General features: G+C 41.7%; 21 protein-coding genes and 1 tRNA gene. 6 read left to right on the plus strand and 16 right to left on the minus strand.

The genetic code is table 11. The annotated features are described in order from the left end of the window. Nucleotides 1-437: 437 nt before the first annotated feature. The 6 genes from eno to rpoN form a co-directional block, all read right to left on the minus strand. Nucleotides 438-1739, minus strand: a complete 1302-nt coding sequence (eno, locus tag A5867_RS14055; protein ID WP_005228686.1) for a surface-displayed alpha-enolase — start codon at nucleotides 1737-1739, stop codon at nucleotides 438-440. Nucleotides 1740-1851: 112 nt separating this feature from the next. After that, complete coding sequence (gene tpiA / locus A5867_RS14060; protein WP_010749804.1) at nucleotides 1852-2607, minus strand: triose-phosphate isomerase; 756 nt, start codon at nucleotides 2605-2607, stop codon at nucleotides 1852-1854. Between the two features lie 63 nt (nucleotides 2608-2670). After that, entirely contained in the window at nucleotides 2671-3861 is a 1191-nt protein-coding gene (locus A5867_RS14065) for a phosphoglycerate kinase (RefSeq protein WP_005234355.1), read from the minus strand. A gap of 99 nt (nucleotides 3862-3960) precedes the next feature. After that, complete coding sequence (gene gap, locus A5867_RS14070) at nucleotides 3961-4962, minus strand: type I glyceraldehyde-3-phosphate dehydrogenase (protein ID WP_005228677.1); 1002 nt, start codon at nucleotides 4960-4962, stop codon at nucleotides 3961-3963. Between the two features lie 40 nt (nucleotides 4963-5002). After that, entirely contained in the window at nucleotides 5003-6040 is a 1038-nt protein-coding gene (locus A5867_RS14075) for a sugar-binding domain-containing protein (protein WP_005228675.1), read from the minus strand. A gap of 243 nt (nucleotides 6041-6283) precedes the next feature. After that, nucleotides 6284-7603, minus strand: a complete 1320-nt coding sequence (gene rpoN, locus A5867_RS14080) for an RNA polymerase factor sigma-54 (RefSeq protein WP_170927543.1) — start codon at nucleotides 7601-7603, stop codon at nucleotides 6284-6286. 51 nt (nucleotides 7604-7654) lie between these two features. Between rpoN and A5867_RS14085 the strand changes: the two genes are divergently transcribed. Beyond that, a tRNA-Arg gene (locus tag A5867_RS14085) sits at nucleotides 7655-7726 on the plus strand. 164 nt (nucleotides 7727-7890) lie between these two features. Here A5867_RS14085 and rpoE read toward each other — a convergent pair. Continuing rightward, the gene (gene rpoE / locus A5867_RS14090) at nucleotides 7891-8499 is read right to left on the minus strand and encodes a DNA-directed RNA polymerase subunit delta (protein ID WP_005234347.1); all 609 of its coding nucleotides are present in this window, start codon (nucleotides 8497-8499) and stop codon (nucleotides 7891-7893) included. Nucleotides 8500-8583: 84 nt separating this feature from the next. After that, entirely contained in the window at nucleotides 8584-9021 is a 438-nt protein-coding gene (locus tag A5867_RS14095; RefSeq protein ID WP_005228669.1) for a DUF1934 domain-containing protein, read from the minus strand. Between the two features lie 208 nt (nucleotides 9022-9229). Here A5867_RS14095 and A5867_RS14100 point away from each other — a divergent pair, with 208 nt between their 5' ends. From A5867_RS14100 to yidA, 3 genes are read left to right on the plus strand one after another with little or no spacing between them, the layout of a single operon-like run. Beyond that, nucleotides 9230-10066, plus strand: coding sequence for a lipoate--protein ligase family protein (locus tag A5867_RS14100; protein ID WP_081357366.1), 837 nt, complete (start codon nucleotides 9230-9232; stop codon nucleotides 10064-10066). Next, nucleotides 10050-11420, plus strand: a complete 1371-nt coding sequence (locus A5867_RS14105; protein ID WP_087627842.1) for an HD domain-containing protein — start codon at nucleotides 10050-10052, stop codon at nucleotides 11418-11420. The genes A5867_RS14100 and A5867_RS14105 overlap by 17 nt, the downstream gene beginning before the upstream one ends. A gap of 9 nt (nucleotides 11421-11429) precedes the next feature. Next, complete coding sequence (gene yidA, locus A5867_RS14110; RefSeq protein WP_005228663.1) at nucleotides 11430-12248, plus strand: sugar-phosphatase; 819 nt, start codon at nucleotides 11430-11432, stop codon at nucleotides 12246-12248. 44 nt (nucleotides 12249-12292) lie between these two features. On the opposite strand, the gene A5867_RS14115 is transcribed toward yidA, so the two are convergent. Continuing rightward, on the minus strand, nucleotides 12293-12736 hold the full coding sequence (locus A5867_RS14115; RefSeq protein WP_005228661.1) for an NUDIX hydrolase: 444 nt from the start codon (nucleotides 12734-12736) through the stop codon (nucleotides 12293-12295). A 147-nt stretch (nucleotides 12737-12883) separates the two neighbouring features. Here A5867_RS14115 and A5867_RS14120 point away from each other — a divergent pair, with 147 nt between their 5' ends. Then, complete coding sequence (locus tag A5867_RS14120; RefSeq protein ID WP_005228659.1) at nucleotides 12884-13258, plus strand: VOC family protein; 375 nt, start codon at nucleotides 12884-12886, stop codon at nucleotides 13256-13258. A 77-nt stretch (nucleotides 13259-13335) separates the two neighbouring features. Next, a complete protein-coding gene (locus tag A5867_RS14125; protein ID WP_015510190.1) occupies nucleotides 13336-14049 on the plus strand; it encodes a gamma-glutamyl-gamma-aminobutyrate hydrolase family protein in 714 nt (237 codons plus the stop codon). Nucleotides 14050-14121: 72 nt separating this feature from the next. Here the strand turns inward: A5867_RS14125 and A5867_RS14130 are convergent, their stop codons facing one another. The 7 genes from A5867_RS14130 to A5867_RS14160 all read right to left on the minus strand — a co-directional run bounded on the left by A5867_RS14130 (nucleotide 14122) and on the right by A5867_RS14160 (nucleotide 22588). Then, nucleotides 14122-15375: an ABC transporter permease gene (locus tag A5867_RS14130; RefSeq protein ID WP_005228656.1), complete on the minus strand. Its 1254-nt coding sequence runs from the start codon at nucleotides 15373-15375 to the stop codon at nucleotides 14122-14124. Beyond that, on the minus strand, nucleotides 15368-16267 hold the full coding sequence (locus A5867_RS14135) for an ABC transporter ATP-binding protein (protein WP_005228654.1): 900 nt from the start codon (nucleotides 16265-16267) through the stop codon (nucleotides 15368-15370). Before A5867_RS14135 ends, A5867_RS14130 begins: the two co-directional genes overlap by 8 nt. A gap of 17 nt (nucleotides 16268-16284) precedes the next feature. Next, complete coding sequence (locus tag A5867_RS14140) at nucleotides 16285-16965, minus strand: DUF2812 domain-containing protein (RefSeq protein ID WP_005228651.1); 681 nt, start codon at nucleotides 16963-16965, stop codon at nucleotides 16285-16287. After that, nucleotides 16952-17278 (minus strand): PadR family transcriptional regulator, encoded by a 327-nt coding sequence (locus A5867_RS14145; protein ID WP_087627843.1) that lies wholly within the window; start codon nucleotides 17276-17278, stop codon nucleotides 16952-16954. Before A5867_RS14145 ends, A5867_RS14140 begins: the two co-directional genes overlap by 14 nt. Nucleotides 17279-17399: 121 nt before the next feature. Beyond that, entirely contained in the window at nucleotides 17400-19634 is a 2235-nt protein-coding gene (locus A5867_RS14150; RefSeq protein ID WP_087627844.1) for a L,D-transpeptidase, read from the minus strand. Between the two features lie 179 nt (nucleotides 19635-19813). Continuing rightward, nucleotides 19814-20128 (minus strand): thioredoxin, encoded by a 315-nt coding sequence (gene trxA / locus A5867_RS14155; protein WP_005228645.1) that lies wholly within the window; start codon nucleotides 20126-20128, stop codon nucleotides 19814-19816. Nucleotides 20129-20224: 96 nt separating this feature from the next. Beyond that, a complete protein-coding gene (locus A5867_RS14160; protein WP_087627845.1) occupies nucleotides 20225-22588 on the minus strand; it encodes an endonuclease MutS2 in 2364 nt (787 codons plus the stop codon). Between the last annotated feature and the right edge of the window lie 10 nt (nucleotides 22589-22598).

Consider the following 22598-nt stretch of genomic DNA (forward strand, 5'->3'; position numbering starts at 1 on the left):
GTATTAATATAAGTTTCCTTCTTCCCTTCTTCTTGCCAGCTTAAAAGGAATTTTTTTTATATGAACTTTCTTCACTGCTGTCACATCATTTAAACACAAATCATCCTTTAAATATCTACCAAACGCTGTCAGTTGAAATTTATATGATTCTATTGTTCTTTTTGACAAATTCCTAATTCTACAATCCAATGAATATTCTTCTAACAACTCTTTTAACAGCAGAAAAAACACTACCTCTCCTCTATGTTTATAGAGAAAAGATAGTGTTTTGTGTTTGTAGTTTACCATTCGTTATATAACCAGTATTGCTAACTTGAAACCCAAAACCAGCTAAAATCACCTTTACGTAATAATTGGTATAAGTGAGTTTCACAGTTAGCAGCCTGAATCATCGAATTGAATCAAACTATCAAAAACCATTTTTACCAAGTAATTACTTATTTATTTTTCAAGTTGTAGAATGCTTGCAAGCCTTTGTATTCAGCAACTTCACCAAGTTGGTCTTCGATACGTAGCAATTGGTTGTATTTTGCAATACGGTCAGTACGTGAAAGAGAACCAGTTTTGATTTGGCCAGCGTTTGTTGCAACTGCGATATCAGAGATTGTTGAATCTTCTGTTTCACCTGAACGGTGAGAAACGACTGCAGTGTAACCAGCTTCTTTCGCCATTTCGATAGCATTGAATGTTTCAGTCAATGTACCGATTTGGTTAACTTTGATCAGGATTGAGTTACCGATACCGTTTTTGATTCCTTTTTCAAGGATTTCAGTATTTGTAACGAACAAGTCATCCCCTACTAATTGAACTTTGTCGCCTAAGCGTTCAGTTAATAGTTTCCAACCATCCCAGTCGTTTTCATCCATACCGTCTTCGATAGTGATGATTGGGTATTTGTTAACTAATTCTTCTAAGTAGTCAACTTGTTCAGCAGCAGTACGTTTTACGCCGTTTTCGCCTTCAAATTTAGAGTAGTCGTAAACACCGTTTTCGTAGAATTCTGATGATGCACAGTCAAATCCTAGGTATACGTCTTTACCTGGTTCTAAACCAGCAGCTTTGATTGCTTCTAAGATTGTTTCAACACCGTCTTCAGTTCCTTCAAAACGAGGAGCGAAACCACCTTCGTCACCTACTGAAGTTTCTAAACCACGTTTAGACAAGATTGATTTCAAAGCGTGGAATACTTCAGTACCCCAACGTAAGCCTTCTTTGAATGTAGGTGCGCCTACAGGCAAGATCATGAATTCTTGGAAAGCGATTGGTGCGTCAGAGTGAGAACCACCGTTGACGATGTTCATCATAGGAGTTGGCAATACTTTTGTATTGAATCCGCCTAAGTAGTGGTATAAAGGTACTTCTAGGTAATCAGCAGCTGCACGAGCAACAGCGATAGAAACACCAAGAATCGCGTTTGCGCCTAATTTGCCTTTGTTAGGAGTTCCGTCTAAAGCGATCATTGCTTTATCGATAGCCATTTGGTCACGTACATCGTAGCCGATGATAGCTTCTGCAATGATGTTATTTACATTGTCAACTGCTTTCGTTACACCTTTACCGCCATAACGAGCTTTGTCGCCATCACGTAATTCAACTGCTTCGTGTTCACCTGTTGAAGCTCCTGAAGGAACCATTCCGCGGCCGAAAGCACCTGATTCTGTGTAGACTTCTACTTCGATAGTTGGGTTACCACGTGAGTCTAAGACTTCGCGTGCGTAAACATCAGTAATAATTGACATGTTTTGTCTCTCCTTTGAGTTTGTTTTATCTTAAGGGGAAAGCCCCTTGCGAACAACTTAATTGTAGTGAAAAAATCACGATTCTGCAAATGTTATTTTCATGAAAATGAAATTATTTTACAGCATCTAATAATGCTAGGAATGAATCAGCTTGCAAGCTTGCGCCGCCAACTAATGCTCCGTCAACATTTTCTTTTGCCATGTATTCAGCAATGTTTTCAGGTTTTACAGAACCGCCGTATTGGATACGCACGCTATCTGAAACTTCTTTGCCGTATAATTTTTCAACGGTTTTGCGGACAACGCCACAAATTTCGTCTGCGATGTTTGCATCCGCTGATTTACCAGTACCGATCGCCCAGATTGGTTCGTACGCAATCACAAGATTACTTACTTGACCGTCTGTTAAACCGTCTAAGCCAGCAGTGATTTGTCCTTCGATCCACTCCGCTGTTTTGCCAGCTTCATAGGTTTCTAAAGATTCACCACAGCATAGGATTGGGATCATGCCGTTTGAAAAGATTGCTTTGGCTTTTTTGTTGATGTCTTCATCTGTCTCATGGAAGTATTCACGACGTTCTGAATGACCAATGATGACATAGTCAACACCTAAATCTGCTAAAGCTGCTGGTGAAGTTTCACCAGTAAAGGCACCTTCATTTTCCCAGTAGCTGTTTTGAGCAGCAATTTTTAATTCTGTTCCTTCAGCAGCATTCACTAATGTTTCTAAGAATAGAGCTGGCGAACCGATCACAGAGTCAACTGTATCGTTGCTAGGAATTTTTGTTTTGACTGCTTCAGCAAATTCTTTTGCTTCTTTCGCAGTTTTGTTCATTTTCCAGTTTCCGGCAATAATTGGTTTGCGCATGTTCTGGCACTCCTTTTCGTTATCAAGCGTGCAAAGGAGATCCCTTGCACGGCTTGTCATTGATTATTTATCGTTGATCGCAGCTAGGCCAGGAAGTGTTTTTCCTTCTAGCAATTCAAGGCTGGCACCGCCACCTGTTGAGATGTGGGTAAATTTGTCAGCAAAACCTAATTGTTCTGCTGCAGCTGCAGAGTCACCGCCACCGATGATCGTTGTTGCATCTTCAAGGTTGGCAATTGCTTCACAAACACCGATCGTACCGTTTGCGAAGTTAGACATTTCAAACACACCCATAGGTCCGTTCCAAACGACTGTTTTTGCGCCTTTTAATGTTTCAGCAAACAAAGCGATAGTTTCAGGTCCGATATCTAAGCCCATTTGTCCTTCAGGAACATCACCAGTATGTTCTTCTGTTGGGACATCATTTGAAAATTCAGCAGCAGTGATTGAATCAACTGGTAATACTAATTTATCGCCAGCTTTTTCGATCAATTCTTTTGCTAATTCTACTTTGTCTGCTTCCACAAGAGAATTACCGATTTCCATACCTTTTGCTTTGTAGAACGTATACGTCATTCCGCCGCCGATCAAGATTTTGTCTGCTTTAGGGATCAAGTTTTCGATTACGCCGATTTTGTCAGATACTTTTGCTCCACCAAGAATCGCGATCATTGGACGTTTTGGTTCTTCGACTGCTTCACCGATGAATTTGATTTCTTTTTCCATTAAGAAACCAGCAACTGTTGGGATACCTGTTGAAGCGATCCCTACGTTTGACGCGTGTGCGCGGTGTGCGGTACCAAAGGCATCATTTACAAAAACATCGCCTAAAGAAGCCCAGTATTTACCTAGTTCAGGATCGTTTTTGCTTTCTTTTTTGCCATCGATGTCTTCGAAACGAGTGTTTTCAAAAACAACGACATCGCCATCTTGCATGTTGTTGATCGCTGCTTCTAATTTTTCGCCGCGGGTTTCATCCACGAAAGTTACTTCTTTGCCTAACAATTCGCCTAGACGTTTCGCAACTGGCGCTAAAGATTTTCCAGCTTTATCTGCTTCTTCTTTCACACGACCTAAGTGTGAGAAAAGAATTGCTTTTCCGCCGTTTTCGATCACATAATTGATTGTTGGTAATGCTGCTTTGATCCGTGTATCGTCTCCGATCACTCCATCTTTCAATGGAACGTTGAAGTCCACACGTACAAGAACTTTTTTATCTTTTAAATCGATATCTTGAACTGTCATTTTCGCCATGAACAGATTCCTCCTAGCATAATTGTTAAAAAAAGCGGAGAAGCGCGATGCTTCCCCGCTTTCTCTTGCGATGGTTTAAATTAAAGTCGTTCGCAACTCTTATAGGTTAGCGAAGTATTCTAAAGTACGTACTAATTGTGCAGTGTATGACATTTCATTGTCGTACCAAGCAACAGTTTTAACTAATTGTTTGTCGCCAACAGTCATAACTTTTGTTTGAGTTGCATCAAATAATGAACCGTAAGTCATACCAACGATATCAGAAGAAACGATTTCGTCTGTGTTGTAACCGTAAGATTCGTTTGAAGCTTCTTTCATTGCTGCATTGATTTCATCAACAGTTACTTCTTTGTCAAGAACAGTAACTAATTCAGTTAATGAACCAGTTGCAACAGGAACACGTTGAGCAGCACCATCTAATTTGCCGTTCAATTCTGGGATTACTAAGCCGATCGCTTTAGCAGCACCAGTTGAGTTAGGCACGATGTTTGCAGCAGCAGCACGGGCACGGCGGAAGTCACCTTTAGGGTGTGGTCCGTCTAGAGTCATTTGGTCACCTGTGTAAGCGTGGATTGTAGTCATTAATCCTTCAACTACACCAAATTTGTCGTTCAATGTTTTCGCCATAGGAGCTAAACAGTTTGTTGTACATGAAGCACCAGAGATAACTGTTTCTTCACCTGTTAAAGTTTCATGGTTTGTGTTGTAAACGATTGTTGGAACATCGTTTCCACCAGGAGCTGAGATAACTACACGTTTTGCACCAGCTGTTAAATGTTTTTCAGCAGCTGCTTTAGAAGTGAAGAATCCAGTACATTCTAACACGATTTCAACACCTAGTTCGCCCCAAGGCAATTCTTCAGGGTTGCGGTTAGCTAAAACTTTGATTTCGTTTCCGTTCACATTGAATGAACCTTCGTGAACTTCAACTGTACCGTTGAAACGTCCTTGTGTTGTATCATATTTTAACAAGTGAGCTAACATTTTAGCATCTGTTAAGTCATTGATAGCCACAACTTCGATTCCTTCTACTTCTTGGATACGACGAAATGCTAAGCGTCCGATACGTCCAAATCCATTAATACCTACTTTAACTGTCATTTAAGATTTCCTCCTTATGAAAATCATAAAAATATTTATTTTAAAGGGTTGCCCCTTTTAAAATCTCATTTGCGCAAGCTTCATCGGTGATGAGCCAGGTTTGTTTTGGTGCATTTTTCATGTATGCATTGACCGCTTTGGCTTTTGATTGTCCGCCAGCGACCGCAAAAATGATTGGGACTTTTTGCAAATCTTTTAATTGAAGTCCGATGCGAGGAACTTTGTAGACGACCTCGCCAGCTTCGTTAAAGAAATACCCAAAGGATTCTGCAACTGCATTTTTTTGTTTTAACATCAGAATTTCTTGTTCTGACATTTTTCGTCGAGCCGCCATATGCAACGCCCGTCCAATACTATGAATAACACAATTCGCTTGACTTATCAAGTTTAAGACATCAACGATGGCGGGTTCTTTCAAGAGAAACTCGTAGGTGTTCATGCTTAATTGTTCTGGTACAAACAAGGAGCGATAATCACCGTTTGTCTGCATCGCCATTACTGAGCTGACTGAGTTTGCTTGCACGTTGACTGATTCTCCGATACCGCCACGGGCTGGAACAAACAAGTTATGACGTTTGGCGGTTTCCAAATTGCCCAATTCCTCGGCAACTTTCGCCATTGTCGTCCCTCCCATCACTGCGATGGTGTTTTTGCCTTCTGGCAATAAGAGATCCAACGATTCATTCAGCAACTGGCCAAATTCAGCAATCACTTTCGGTTGTCGATCACCATCGCCGCTCGCAATCAAACAACGTTCGATGCCAAAGGTCTCTGATAATCGTTTTTCGATTTGGTGCATTCCGAACAGCTGATCCATCAGTGCACCGATCTTCGTGTACACTTCTTCTCCATAGGCGGTCAATTGCATGCCGCTTTTTGAAGAGTCGATCAGTTTTAGCTTTTTAAGGATATCTGTTTCCGTCCTCAACACGCGTTCCGTCATTGATAAACTTTCCGAAAGTGTCCGGCGGCCAACGGGCTGCATCCAATAAATATTTCTTAAGATACGGTAACGTTCCTGGAGTACAGCGAGAATATCCGGGGTGATTGCCTCAATCAATTTTAATTCATCGAGCATTTTATATCCTCCCGTTGGACAATTTTCGTCCTACAATGACTTAAAATGACCCATCGATTGCAAAAAAAATTTAAATCTGTTTCCTACACCAATAATAGTAGCACTTATCGCCTTGATACGCAACTATTTCAGTCACAAAATCTTGCTTTTCATAAAATCGTCATAAATTGAAAATGAGGAAAGGATCGATAAAAAAAGGAAAGGCTTTGCTGCCTTTCCTACTCGTTAATAGTACGTTTTGCTTTACTCGAATCGTTTCCGCTTGGAAGAACCTGGGATATTCATAGCTTCACGATACTTTGCCACCGTTCGTCTGGAAATATCGATGCCCTGGGCTTTGAGGGCATCTGTCAACTTCTGATCTGACAATGGTTTATTTTTGTTTTCTTCATCGATCAGTGCTTTTAGCTGCTGTTTGATCGATGCCGTCGTCAGGTCATCACCGCTTTCTTGTGTCGAAACTTTCTGTCCAAAAAATAGTTTTAATTCAAACACCCCAAAGGAGGTTTCCAAGTATTTCCCGTTGACCGCTCGGCTGACCGTTGATTCATGAATCCCTAATTCTTCGGCAACTTCTCTTAAAACCAATGGCTTTAATGGGCGATCTGGTTGAGTGAAAAACTCCTTTTGCCGTGCAACGATCTGCACCCCGACACGATAGATGGTATCCCCTCGTTGCAGCAAGGTCTTTTTCAGCCACTCGAACTCTTGGGCTTTATTGTCTAAATAACTTAATACCTCTGGATCACCGCTTTGCTTCAATTGATCAAAATATTGCTGCTGAAAGCGAACCTCTGGCAAGGCGCGTTTGTTTGATTTCACGATTGGCTGTCCTTTTTCAACCGTCACCCGCAGGTCAGGAACGATGTAAAGCCCATCGGTTGACCCAAACGCAGCCCCTGGTGTGGGGGTCAATGTTTGAACATAATCAAAGACCTTTTGGATCTCAGTTAATGGAATCTGCAGCGCTTTGCTGATTTTGTCCCACTTGCGCTCTGCCATTTCCGTAAAAAATTCTTCTAAAATGAGATAGGCCATTGGCGGCGCATAGTCATCTCTTTCCGTTTGCAGCATCAAACACTCTCTTAGATTACGAGCACCGACGCCTGCTGGATCTAGCTGCTGGATCAAGGTCAAGGCATCGAGCATTTGGATTGGAGTCCCACCAACAAGTTTTCCAGCTTCTTCCAGATCAATCGTCAAAAAGCCGTTTAAATCAATGTACTCGACTAAAAATAAAACGATCGTCCGCAAGAAGGTATCTCGGTAGTTTAAATGCACTTGATCAATGAGGTATTCGAATAAAGACGTATGCTGATCAGGGATCTGGCTTAAATAATCCATCAATTGTTCTGATGAGCCATTGCTTTTGTTTGGTGTGATGGGCGAATCATATTCCCCCAGATCAATCAATGGATTTTCTAATGCTTGGTTATCTATGAAGGACAATAATTCGTCTGCAGAAAATTGCAGCACTTGGATCGATTGCTGTAATTTCTGCGTCATAGCAAGCTTTTGCGTCTGTTTTTGTTGTTGTGAAAATTGCTGTTGAAATTTCATCATTCTACCTCTTGTTTTTTTCACTGAAATTGGTTAAACTAATATTTGTGCTTCGCGCCTTTAGTGTAGTGGATATCACGTAAGATTCCGGTTCTTGAGACGGGGGTTCGATTCCCTCAAGGCGCGTTTTTTCTTTTCGTTACAAGTATACTCGATTCAAATCAATAATTCAAAAGCACTTAGGGACCGCTGATGCGGTTCCTTTTTTATTTGTATCTATGTAAGAAGGCGAACTCGTCCTTCAACGATTAAAAGCTGCTTGCAGCCATAAGGCGAAAAAAAGAAGAGGATTACTCCTCTTCTTCCTCTTCATCCGCAAAATCATCTTCATCATCGTCATCGATAATGGTTAGATCTTCCTCAATGCTGTCAGGTAATTCTTCTTCATCATCGGTGCTATTGTCGGCGCCGATTTCTTGCAAGTCTGAATTGTATGCCGAGATTTCTTCATCCTCGTCATCATCATCATCAAAGAGATCATCTTCTTCGTCATCTGACAAATCAGTATCCTCAGGATCATCATCGTTATAATCGATTGCGTCTTCATCATCGTTGATAAAGGCATTGACTTTTTTACGTTTGCGACGACGTGGTGTATCTTCATCCTCGTCTTCGATGCCATGGTTGACTTCTTCATCGATCGAATCAATGGCGTACCATGAACGTAAGCCCCAACGATTGTCGCCTAAAGAAATAAAACTACCGTCGATATTCAAGTCTGTATAAAACTGCGCCAATGAATCACGAATCTCGCTGTCTGAAGTTTCAAGATAGTTTTGAATTTGGTTGACCAAATCAGAAAAATCCATCACGTCACCGCGCTGCTCTAAAATCGCATGGGCAACTTCAATCATCGACAATTCGTTTTTATTTACACCTTCAAATACATTAATTTCCAAACGGGACACGTCCTTTCACAGTCTACTCCTAATCATACAAAATTACGCCTCAAATTGCAATTTTTTCTTTCAATTTCCCTTTGATCAAGCGGTAAATTCTAAAGATAGTTTGTATTCGCCGACTTTGTCAGCAGCCATGAACAAGTCATAATCGATATCGATCTTTCCCGAATATGGACGGTCTTTCAAGCTAACGTGCAGGTGATTGGTGAAGGTGTGGAACATCATCAAGCCATACGGGGTTTGGTAGCTCGTCTCTAAACGTTCCTTATAAGAAAATTTCAAGCGCATGCGCATTTCCCCTGAGCGAATCAATTGAATCAATCCGTCTGGCATGATTTTCATCGTGACGGGAACGTCGGTACCGTCTGGCTGGATCTCTTTGTAACGGATATATAAGGTATCACCGATCTTGACTGCTTGTCCTTGCAGATCAAACAGAAAGTTCTCTGTTTCCCCTGCTTGACGTACATTGGTTGTTAAATGAATTGAGATTGGGATTCCTTTTGATAATTCTTGCATGTACGTGTGCCTCCTTTGAAGATTTCAGTTTCATTCTTGCTTTTTTTCATTCGTTTGTCAATCATTTCAGTTGATTCTCCTTGGTCTATTTCTTCATTGAAAATAAAAAAGCGAAAACAAAAGCAAGTTTTCATTCTTTTCTCCAAGTAATTTTCCAAGAATCGTATATAATAAGGATAACAGGTAATTTTAAAGGAGTTTAACCGATTTGACTATCTATATAATGGATCAAACCTTACCACGTATCCACAATCCTTATGAGCCGTTTGCTTTTACCGATGTTGCCACCGAAGCTGCTGGCAAACTGGAACAAGTTTATTGTCATTTTTGGCAGTTGTCCGATACGATGATTTTAGGAATGAAAGATACCCGGCTGCCTTTTTTGATAGATGGTCTGCAGGTTTTGAAAGAAGCTGGCTATGCCTCGATCATCCGCAACTCAGGCGGGCTTGGGGTCATCAATGATGCCGGTATTTTGAATGTCTCCCTCATTTTCCCTAAACATTTGGCTGCCACTACGGATGCAGCCTATGAAATGATGGCGACATTGCTACAAGCAGCCTTTCCTGAGCGGACAATTTTGGCTTATGAAATTGCTGACTCGTACTGCCCAGGCACCTATGACCTGAGTATTGACGGAAAAAAAATTGCTGGCACAGCACAACGACGGATCAAAGACGGCGTGGCTGTCATGATGTATCTGAGCATCAATGGCGACCAACCAGCCCGCGGCTCTCTCGTTCGTCGTTTTTACCAAGCAGGTTTAAAAGAGCGCTTTGGTACGGATGGCTATCCAGCCGTCAATCCTGCGAGCATGACCACTTTAGAAGCGGCTCTCGGCCGTAAGTTTACCACACAAGAGGTGATTGACCGCTTGCAAAAAGCCCTGCTTTTCTTGATCACAGACCAATCCCTATATCCGCTTGAGTCACTGGATCAATGGCTTTCAGAAAATGACCTTAGCGAACAAATGCAGCAACGCTTAGCTGGCATGGAAAAGCGAAATCACCCAATAAAGGAGTTTAGCGATGAGCCTACCATATAAATATCAAACCTTAGCGATAGAAAAAGTGTTTCGTGACCCTGTTCATAACTATGTCCATGTGCAGCACCAAGTGATTTTAGACTTGATCAATTCCAAAGAAGTGCAGCGTTTGCGACGAATCAAACAACTAGGGACTGCTTCTTTCACCTTTCACGGAGCAGAACACAGCCGCTTTTCTCACTCCTTGGGGGTTTATGAAATCAGCCGCCGCATTTGCGATATTTTCCAACGCAATTATTCGATTGAAAAAGTCGGACCGAACGGCTGGGATGATAAGGAGCGTTTAGTGACCTTGTGTGCAGCATTGCTTCATGATGTGGGCCATGGACCATACTCCCACACCTTTGAGCATATTTTCCATACAGACCATGAAGCCATCACAGTGGCGATCATCACTTCTCCTCAAACGGAAGTTCATCAGATATTGAACCGAGTGGAAGCTGGATTTCCTGAGAAAGTGGCAAGTGTTATCACTAAAACCTATCCAAATCCCCAAGTCGTTCAAATGATTTCCAGTCAAATCGATGCTGATCGGATGGACTACTTGCTGCGCGATGCTTATTTTACCGGCACTGAATATGGCACGTTTGATCTGACCAGAATTTTACGAGTGATTCGTCCGTACGAAGGCGGTATTGCTTTTTCTATGAATGGCATGCACGCTGTGGAGGACTACATCGTCAGTCGTTACCAAATGTATGTGCAAGTTTATTTCCATGCGAGTTCTCGAGGGATGGAAGTGATCTTAGCCCATTTGCTGGATCGTGCTGCAGAACTTTATCAAGTGGATCAGGAAATGTTTCAAAGCCATTCGCAACTGCTTCTCCCGTTTTTAAAACAAGAATTCACTTTAGATGAATACTTGAAACTCGACGATGGCGTGTTGAATACCTACTTTACCCAATGGACGGAAGAGAATGATCCGATCCTCAGCGATTTAGCCAAGCGGTTCTTAAATCGTAAACCGCTAAAATCCGCTCGTTTTGACGATGAGACACAGTTGCCGATGATTGAAGAAATGCAGGGACTGGTGGAAAAAGTCGGCTTCAATCCCCGCTACTATACTGCCATCAATTCAAGCTTCGATCTGCCTTATGATTTTTATCGACCAACTTCTGGTAAGCATCGGACACAGATCGAATTACAGGAAAAAGATGGTTCCCTTGTAGAATTATCCCAAGCCAGTCAACTTGTTGCAGCCTTAGCAGGACAAACCCAAGGTGACCAACGCTTTTATTTTCCAAAAGAAATGATTGACCCCAACATCCAAAATCACTATGATTTATTTGGAGAGACGTATCAAGAGTTTGCCAAGCACATTCGCAATGGTGCTTTGATCAAACCAAGCCACTAGGAGGAACTTATGAGTATCAAACTGATCGCCATCGATATCGATGGTACCCTGCTGAACAACGACCGCAAGATCACTCCAGCAGTTTACAAAGCATTAAAAGACGCAGAAGCACAAGGCGTGCGCATCGTTTTGTGTACGGGACGCCCCTTAACTGGTGTCCAAGATTTATTGAAGGAACTAGACTTATTTACGGACAATGATTTCGTGATTACCTACAATGGCTCTTTGGTTCAAAAAACCAAAAATCAAGAGATCATCTCTGAATTCGGCTTGTCCCAAGATGACTATCTCTTTGTTGAGATGACTGCGAGAAAATTAGGGGTTCACCTTCATGTAGAAACTGAGGATACCATGTATACCGCTAACCGCGATATCAGTCCTTACACGATTTATGAAGCCTTCTTAGTCAACATGCCATTGAAATATCGGACACCAGAAGAAATGACTGCTGACTTGAATATCATCAAAATGATGATGATCGATGATCCCGCAATACTGGATCAGATCATCCCACAATTGCCGAGCAGTTTGACCGACAACTACAATGTGGTTAAAAGTGCTCCATACTTCTTGGAAGTCCTAAATAAACAAGCCCATAAAGGAGCTGCTGTCAAAAAATTGGCGGAGCACTTAGGCATCAAACAAGAAGAAGTCATGGCGATCGGCGATAATGAAAATGATTTAACCATGGTGGAATATGCTGGTATCGGTGTGGCGATGGCCAATGCTACTGAAAACGTGAAAAATGCCGCAGATGTCCTAACCGCTTCAAATGAAGAAGACGGTGTAGCAGAAGTGATCAACAAGTATGTTTTAACAAATAACTAAGTGCAAAAAAGTCAGGTTTCCTTTTTATCGGAAACCTGACTTTTTTATTTTGCCAACCACTGTTCAACTGCCCATTTATGGCTGCCGCGTTTCAATCGTTGGATCGCTTCTTCTGGCGTGTGCCAAGACAATTGATTGGTTTCTTCTGTCGGTTCGCAAACTTTTTTCCACTGTGTCATTAAATAGAAATAGCCCGGGTGATGGTAAAATGTATCGCGATGGCGCGAATAGAAGTATTCAACTGCCTCCCCTAGATACTCAGCGATCTCCCCTTCAAATCCAAGTTCTTCAATCAATTCTCGTTGGATCGCTTCTTCTTTGCTCTCATTTGGCTCAATTTCACCACCGGGCAAAAAGTATGCGCCGTTGGGTGCTTGCACCAAGATCACTTCATTTTTTTCGTTTGGAAGAACGACATACGCCCCATATCTTGATTTGTATGGTTTCCCCGCTTCTTTTTCCCCGAACACAATTTCCTTTTCTGGCATGATTCCCTCCACCAACACTTTCTTTCCATTTTACCTTATGCCAATAGTCTGGACAAGCTGGAAATAACGCTCGGTTGTCTTTTATTCGTTACAAAAAGAGAAAATATGTTATCATACAACTATCAAGATCGAAAGGATGATTTACCCATGAAAATGGCTCACACATGTGTCCGTGTCAAAGACTTAACGGCTTCTCTAGATTTTTATCAAACTGCCTTTGGTTTTGAAGAATCTCGCCGTCGTGATTTTCCTGAACATAAATTTACTTTGGTTTACTTAACTTTGCCTGGTGATGATTACGAGCTAGAGTTGACGTATAACTATGACCATCCTGGCTATGAGTTAGGCGACGGCTATGGCCATATCGCCATCAGTACCGATGATCTAGAAGCGCTTCATGAGAAGCACCAAGCGGCTGGATTTGATGTCACTGACCTGAAAGGACTCCCAGGAACTTCTCCTTCTTACTATTTTGTGAAAGATCCTGATGGCTACAAAATCGAAGTTATTCGCGAAAAATAAAGCGAAGGTGATCGAAAAAAGGACCTCGTGTCCTTTTTTCTTTTTCGATTCATTTACTAGTAGAAAGGTTTGATCAAATGAAGCCCATTATCGGCATCGCTGCTAATGAACGACCAATGATTGAAGAAGCAGAACATTGGTTGTCCTATACACCCAAAAATTTTGTGACCCATATCCAACAAGCCCAAGGCATCCCCCTATTATTACCAATGGGTGTCGTGGAAGATGCTGCGACTTACATCAGCAAAATCGATAAACTCTTGTTAGCCGGTGGTCATGATGTCTCCCCTGTTCACTATGGCGAAGACCCTCATCCCTTGATTCAAGGCATTCATCCTGATCGTGATGTCTTTGAATTGGCATTGATCAAAGAAGCAGTGGCTCAAAACAAACCGATCTTTGGAATCTGCCGCGGCATGCAGTTACTCAATGTCGCATTTGGCGGGAGTTTGTACCAAGATCTCTCTTTGATCGATCACCCAACGATCAAACACGTGCAATTGCCGACGTTCTTTCAATTCCCTACACATCGGGTAAAAATCAAGGCAGACAGTCGTTTGGCTGCTCTTTTAGGCACAACCTATCACGTCAATTCTTTTCATCACCAAGCAGTCAAAACCGTTGCGGATGATTTCAACGTGATTGCCACCGCTCCTGATGGTGTCGTTGAAGCCATTGAATCCACTGCCTATGGCGCACCGATCTTAGGCATTCAGTGGCATCCTGAGCTAGCCGCTCACAAGCTGCCTTCTGAGCAATCGATCTTCAACTTTTTTGTGCAGGAATTCTAAAGTCTTGCCCCTTGTTTTCTAGATTTTAGCGAATAAAAAACGCCCGATCACGAAAAGGATCGGGCGTTTTGCTTATTTTTCGTTTTTCATTAACACTAATGATTGTTTCAACGTTGCTAAAATGCCATTGTCGTTATAGATCAAGACATTTGATTTGTACATTTTTGCAGAAACCAGCATCAGGACGATCGTGGTAACAGCAAGAATTCCTACTGAAATTAATGCACCGCCGATACCCACTGTATCATTAGCAAGCCGTACTGGCATAATGAAGGAAGATAAAAATGGTACATAGGAAGTTACTCGTAAGACCACGTTATGAGGATCCATACCGCCTAGCACGATTCCAAGCATATACCCGCCCAATGAAAGATACGTCACTGGAATGATGGCCTTCGCCGTATCTTCTGCTTTGTTCACTAACGACCCGCAAAGGGCTGATAAGACCGAGTAGATCAAAATTCCTAAGAAGACGAAAACGATAGCAAACACCAGGAAGGGACCAAAAATGCCATCTGTCGAAAAGTTTGCCAACAAGTCTTTTACCATTGGGTTATCCTTGATCCAGAAATAGCTCCCGCCAAAAATCGCAACATAAGCAACTAGCTGGGTCGCTGCAACCATGATTACACCAGTCAATTTGGCATAGTAATGGATTTGCGCCCGTGTACTAGACAAAATGACTTCCATGATGCGTGTGCCTTTTTCAGAGGCAATCTCTTGTGCAATGATCTGTGCGTAAGTAATGATAAAGAAAAAGAGGATGATTGTTGCGATCATACTTACTAGTGATTGCATCGCGGTATTGTCTTCCCCATAAGTCATTTCGCCATCTTCACCGAAGGAAACTTTTTGACGATCAAGCGGTGCGACTTCACTAAGGACTGCCACTTGCTCAGCAGTCAAGCCAAGCTCACTAGCTCTATAGGAAGACTGCAAACCCGTCAATAACTGTTGGATCGTCAGCTCTAAAGCTTGCCCCATCGAGGACTCGCTTAATAATTCCCCTTGCAGCGTATCCCCAGAAGCAGTAATAAGTAACAAAGCATCAGCATCTTTGTCTGCCATCTGTTGCTGCCCTTGTTCTTCGCTGTCAACAATTTCAAATTCAAAATCATCGCCGCTTTGGTCCACAAAGGTCTGCGCAATGGCTGGTTCATTCGCATAAACGGCAATTTTGTCGACACTGTTCATACCATCAGCAAAATAACCAATGAGATAAAATGCCCCCGTTGCAATAAATGGCACGAGAATCATAATCAAAAACGAAATTGATTTGATATTTTTTTTATAAACATCTAATGCGATTACCCAAAACTTACTCATTTATTTTTCCCGCCTTCCGCTTAAAGATTTCTTCTAACGTTGGCGGTTGTTGATTGAACATAGGGATATAACCATCCGCCGTTGCTAAATCAAATAAGGTTTTTCCTACTGCAGGATCAGCAATCGTAATATCATAGCTGCCATCTTCTCTGGCAAGAACTTCCTCGACACCTGCCACTGCCAAGAGCTGTTCTTTCGTCAAGTTGGATTCTAAATAGACTTTCGTCCGCCCAAAGGATTCACGAATTTCATGAACTTTTCCGTTTAAGACGGTTTGACCATCCCGCAGCATAATCAAGTGATCGCAGATTTTTTCCACATTATCCATATTATGACTGGAGAAAATGACACATGAGCCATTTTTTTTCAGTTCAATGATCCCATTTTTCAACAGTTCTGCATTGACGGGGTCTAACCCACTAAATGGCTCATCTAAAATCACCAATTTTGGTTCATGGATCAACGTTGAGATCAGCTGAACTTTTTGCTGATTTCCTTTTGATAGCGATTTGACTTTATCGGTTTTCTTGCCTTTGACTTTAAATTTGTCCATCCAATAGTCGATTTTTGGTACGATGTCTTCTTTCTTCTTGCCTCGTAACCGCGCGAAATAGATCAATTGATCTTCAATCGTTACTTTTGGAAACAAGCCGCGTTCTTCTGGCAGATAGCCGATAATATTGTATTCTTTTTCACTTATTTTATGGCCATCCCATAATACTTCCCCTTGATCAGCTTTCAAGAAATCCAAGATCAATCGGAATGTCGTCGTTTTACCAGCACCATTTTGACCAATCAAGCCCATGATCTGTCCATCATTGATGGTAAAGGACAATTGATCGACTGCTGTATAATCGCCAAATGTTTTTACTAATTGTTTTGCTTCTAACACATGCTCACCTTCCCTGTCTAATAAAATATATCACTAAAGAAAAAGCCGATAACGGCGCCAATGATCGCTCCGACAAACATCAAGATGACGGTATCGCGGATCACTCGTTGACGCTTCGCCAGTTTCTCTGGTTCATTGTAATAGCTTGCTCGATTTTTATATAAGAATTTCATCAGGATCGTGGTCAATCCTACCCCAATCGGGATAAACACCAGCCCCGTAATCAATCCTAGTCCAAAGGACCAAAATGGATTTGTGCGAATATTGAAATAACGGATCAAAAAGTAAATTGCTGCTAATATCACTAAACTGATCACCGAAAGTAGAATCGATTTTTTCATTAAATACCGTGTTTCATTATCGATCCGTTCTTGATAGCTTTCTTGGTCACTGAAAATCGCTGGTGTGTCAGGAGACGCTTTAAAATAAAAATAGCGATCTTTATAATTGCTGATATAAGTCCAGCCTCCTGCTTGATACATCGCTAAGTAATCAACGATCTCAGAGGGCTCTCCTTCGAAAAAGTCTACTGCATATTTGATCGTTTCTGGGTCTCCTTTGATAAACTTCAAAAACCCTAACCGATTCATCTTCACAAAGTGCCACCCTAACGACGCTTGTTTTTGCAGACGAACCATTTCCTTTTCTGGGTAATAGGCTACACCAAGTGAAAGAAGGTATTTCTTATTGATGCCCATCTTGCTCTCCCCCTAACGCTTTGAAAACCTGTTCTCCGATTTGATAAAATAATTTGCGCCGTTGAATATCTTTCTCCAGAACTTGTCTTCCTTCTGGTGTAATCTGATAGATTTTTTTTCGGTCAACGCTTTCCTCTAAATCGATCCACCCCTTTTTCGTCAGCTTCTTTAAAATCGTATACATCGTTGCGGGACCAATCTCAAACGTCCCTTGGCTTAGCTCATGGATCTGTTTCATGATGAGATATCCATGTTTCGGCTTTAAAAGCGCTAATAAAATCAAATAGGTTGAATCTGTCAATGCCTCATCCATTTGATTCCTCCGTCCCACTAGCTATATCACTTAATGATATATTATCGAATGATATAACCAGCGTCAATCTTTTTTTGAAAAATAAAAGCCGTCTCCACTAGGGGAAACGACTTTTTGAACATTAGTTAGCAATTTTGACAGGCGTATTATAAGGGATGTTATAGTAAAACCATTTGGCATCTGGGACTGCTAAACGAATGCAGCCATGAGAAGCCCGAGTGCCTAATTTTCGTCCTTCAACAGAACTAAAAGCATTAGTGGACCAAGCAATGCTCGTTGGGATCGTATGGAATAAATAGACGCCGTGATCTTTAAAGGAACGGTAGTAAGCGGCTCCTGAAAAAGCTAAGCCTTTTTCTGCTTGGATACGGAAATTCCCTAAAGGTGTTGGCGTATTGAAGGCACCGGTCGAGCAAAGCATCGTATAAATCACTTTATTTCCTGATTTGATGTAGACCCGCTGTTTGCTGATAGATACTTCAATGTTTAAGTTTTTAACGTTTAATGAAGGATATTTCCCTCCTGTAGTATACATCCAAAAGTTGCTATTTACATTTGTGGTTTGATTTTCCTTGACCCAACCGATTCGACCAGCTGGCGAAACGAGATACAAGTAATTGCCATCACTCGTTTTTGCTAGTTTGGTCGCTTGTGCCATATAGCCTTTGTAGGCACTCTTTTTCCCAAGTTTCGCACTATTTGGATCGGCTTTTTCAAAGAAATTGCCATCCCCATTCTTGATGACCACGTAGCGGCTAATGTTGCTTTGAGAAGTGATCGTATGGGCATTGGTCACCCCACTTGCATTGATGTAGCCTAACCATTTGTTGTTGAGATAGAGGGAGTAGTACGTGGAGCCGTTGAAATGTAAAAATTTTCCTTTAACTTGTATATTTTTATTCACATATTGTTCAGCAGTACCCAATTTTTTTGTGAAATTCAAATTTTGCCAAAGAGTATCTTTCTTGTTTTTTATACGCATAGTTTTCTTTTCGCTTTGCCAAACACCACCTTTATTATTAGCAACTGTCACAGCTTTTTCATCAATATAACCGATCCATTTATTGGATGAATCATAAAGAGTAAGGTAAGTTGTTCCGTTAAAATGAACATATTTACCCTTAGCTAAATATGTTTTATAGTATAACGCATTAGTATTATTCTTTTGGCTTTTTAAGTTAAAACTTCCCCATATAACAGTGTTTTTCTTTGTCAGAGAAATATATCTATTGAAGGTTGAATATGCACCATTGGCACCAGCGGTGATTTTTACACCAGTTTCTTTAATGTAACCTAGCCAATTATTCTTATTATCATATAATGAATAATATATAAAACCGTCAAAATGATGAAAACGTCCTTTAACTCTGTATGTTTTACCCTCTAACCCCGCTGTTGTACCTCTCTTTTTTAAAGTTAAAAAGTTATGCCATAATGTAGAGTTACTATTAGTAATAGTCGCATATTTTGACTCCGCACTCCATATCCCACCAGGTGATGTCGTTAATTCAAGCCCGGTGGCTTTTATCCAACCGATGAGAACATTTTTATTTGAATACAATGCGTAATAGATCACGTTATTATTCGTCGTGAATACTTCTTTGATTTCAAAGGTTTGACCAGCAATACTTGAAGAAGTGCTCGTTTTTTTATCTAAAAACACATCTTGCCAAAGCGGTTCTTTCGCACTTGTAACGGTTGCATATTTTTTCTCGGTTTTGAAGGTTCCGCTGGCAACTTTCACTGCTGCTTCTGCTACGACACCGACAACTTTTTGATCGTCACGAATTTCAAGATAGGTCCGCTTATCGACACCTTGATACCGTTTGACACTACGGTATACCTTGCCAGCTAATTCATTGATCGTTCCTTGCTCGATCAATTGATCCTTCTCTAAACGGTAAAGGATGTTTTGCGTTTCAGGATTGGCTGCTGCAACCGGATTGATTTTTATATATTGGTTATTATCTGCAACTGATTCAACATCAATGATCCCTAAGTCTGGTTCTTCAGAAGATTCTTCCGTCGATTGAGTAGATGAATCTTGTGTGGTCTCGGTCTGACTGGTCTCAGTCGCAGCCGTGCTAGTACTTGACGTTGTTTCTGATGAAGAGGTAGACGTTGATGAAGACTCAGTTGCCGTGCTTGACTCTGTACTCTCTGTACTTGCCTCTTGAGATGATGCTGCGCTCGCTTCTGAAAAACTTTCTGACGTCGTCTCTTGCGCAGAGACAGACGCTGCAGTCGGATCCCCTTCATTTGCTGCATAAACTTGTGTGATCGTTCCTGCGATGGGTGCGACCAGTACCCCAACAATCGCAACGCCTTGAAGCAACCCACGTTTCAACTTCTTCATTTTTATTCCCCCTTTAATCCTATTTTGGTATCACTTTCTTACTATATTAACAAGATATTTTTTAGTGCCACTACCCACTTTAAGTATACCACTGCCTAATAGAAAATTTGAAAAAAACGTCCCCAAAATAAAAAAAGCAATAGCCACTTTCGGCTATTGCTTCAAAAACGTTTCTTCTATTACATATGTTCCGCAACTAAAGCTTTCAATTGATCTTTTGTATGCACCCCAATTGCTTTATCAACGACTTGGCCGTCTTTTTTCAACAACAAAGTTGGAATAGACATGATCCCGAATGAAGCTGGTGTTTCAGGATTTTCATCCACATCCATTTTCACGATCTTCAATTCGTCTTCCTCATATTCATTCGCTAATTGTTCCAAGATCGGCGCTTGCATCCGACATGGACCACACCAAGTTGCCCAAAAATCAATAAGGACTAAGCCTTTATCGGTTTCTTCTGAAAAAGTTTTATCAGTAATTTCTTTTGCCATCGTACTTCCCCTCCATTTTTAAAACTAAAAAAAGTATACCACGTATCGGAAGTTTTTTAAAATCGTCTGCTTACAAAAGGTAAGGGTTCTTAAAGGTTAGTTAAACTTCACAATGGTCGCCCCATTGCCCCCTTGATTTGCTGGCGCAAATTCAAAACTTTTCACCGAGCGATGATTTTTTAGGTAGTCAGTGATCCCTTGACGCAATGCGCCGGTTCCTTTTCCGTGGACGATCGTCACTTGCGGATAGCCTGCCAAAATCGCTGCATCTAAATACTGATCCACTTCATTGAGGGCTTCTTCGTACCGCTTGCCGCGTAAATCCAACTGATTGACCACTGGACTGCTGTCAGCAGAACGAATCGTATTGACGATACGCTGTGTAGGCTCCTTCACTGGCGCTGCTGGTTGGAGATCTGTTTCTGGCAAATTCATTTTCAAAATACCGATTTGGACTTGCCATTGATTTTTGCCTGCTTTTTTCAATAAGACCCCGCGCTGCCCATAAGATGTTACAAGCACTTCGTCTCCTTCTTTCAGCGTCTTGGCTGCTTTGGCTTTTTGCAGAACCTTGTTTTTTTGCAGATGTTCTTCTTGTTGCAGTCCTGATAACTTGGTGCGCGCGTCGATCAGCTCGTGTTCTTTGACCTTCGTTTGACCGCCGGCTAACTGCATTTTACGAATATCGGCAATGATTTTTTCAGATTCTTCTTTGGCTTCTTCAACGATCTGATTGGCTTTTTGCCGAGCTTTCGCCAATTCTTTTTCACGTTCTTCAAAGAAATAACTATAGGCTGCTTCTAGCTCTTGGTGCAAGCGGGCCGCTTCTTTTACATGATGACGGACTTCAAGATACTCGGTTTCCGTCATTTTTCTTCGATTTTCTAAATCAGCGATCATTTCATTCAGGTCTTGGCTTTCTCCATCCATGATCTCTTTGGCTTGATCAATGATCGTATCTGGCAAGCCAAGTCTTTTCGAAATCTCAAACGCATTGCTTCGTCCTGGAACCCCGATCAACAAGCGATAGGTCGGACTTAAGGTATCAACATCAAATTCCATAGAGGCATTGATTGTATTGGATCGGTTATAGCCATAAACCTTCAATTCAGGATAATGGGTCGTCGCCATGACATAAGCCGACTTAGCCCCAAGTTCGTCCAAAATCGCAATCGCTAGTGCCGCCCCTTCTTGAGGATCGGTTCCTGCGCCTAATTCATCAAAGAGAACTAAGCTTGTCTCGTCGACTTTTTTCAACACTTCAACGATCGTTGTCATATGAGAAGAAAAGGTCGATAGACTTTGCTCAATGGATTGTTCATCCCCAATGTCCGCAAAAATCTCATTGAAGACACCCATTTGGCTTTCTTCTTCTGCCAGAATTGGTAAACCAGCTTGGCCCATGATCTGCAATAGCCCTAATGTTTTTAAGGTGATGGTTTTCCCACCGGTATTCGGCCCAGTAATGACAACGGCTTGATAGTCTTTTCCAATCGTAATATCGTTAGGAACGACTTTTTCTTGATCGATCAATGGATGACGTGCTTGCTTAAAAAAGACATGGTTGTCTTGATTGATCGCTGGTACGATTGCCTTCATCTCTTTTCCAAAACGAGCCTTGGCATTCATGAAATCCATGATCCCGATCACATACGCATTATGGAGAATCTCTCTTTGATATGGGGCTAACTCTGCTGACAATTCTGCTAGAATACGTGTAATTTCATCCCGTTCCGCAATTTGATGCTGGCGCAAACGGTTATTTTGTTCCACTACTTGTTTCGGTTCGATAAACAAGGTTTGACCAGAGGAACTTTGGTCGTGGACTACCCCGCCGAAAACACCTCGGTACTCTTGTTTGACTGGAATCACATAACGCTCATTTCGCATGGTTACGATCGTATCACTTAGATACTTTGCATTGCCACCTCGGACGATGCCATCCAATGTCTCGCGAATCGTCCGTTCTGCTCGTCGGATCGATTGGCGAATTCCACGTAGTGCTGGAGAGGCATCATCTGTGACTCGGCCATCCTCATCGATAGCTTCTTTCAAGCGTCGATTCAAGGTTGGCAAAGACACCAACTGTTCTTCCCAGTGATACAAGCGGGAAAATTCAATCTCGCTTTCAGACAAATCAGCAAAAAAGCGTTTCAATTCCTGCGTAGTTGATAAGACACGGGCAACTTGTGCCAACTCAATGCCGTTTAAATCGGCGCCAATTTCGATCCGTTTCATTTGGGGACGAATATTCTCAATCTTTGGTACAGGGATTCCGCCTCTTAAACGTTGGATCTTGATCGCGTCTTCTGTTTCTGCCAGCCAAGAGGAAATGACTTGCATATCACTTGATGGCACAAGCTTTGCTAAGGCTTCTTTCCCTTGGGCTGTTACAATATACTGACCGATTTGACTCTTTACTTGTTCAAATCCTAAAACATCAAGGATCTTAGTATTCATTCTTTTCTCA

Source organism: Enterococcus sp. 6D12_DIV0197, from assembly GCF_002174385.1.
Taxonomy (GTDB): Bacteria; Bacillota; Bacilli; order Lactobacillales; family Enterococcaceae; genus Enterococcus_D; species Enterococcus_D casseliflavus.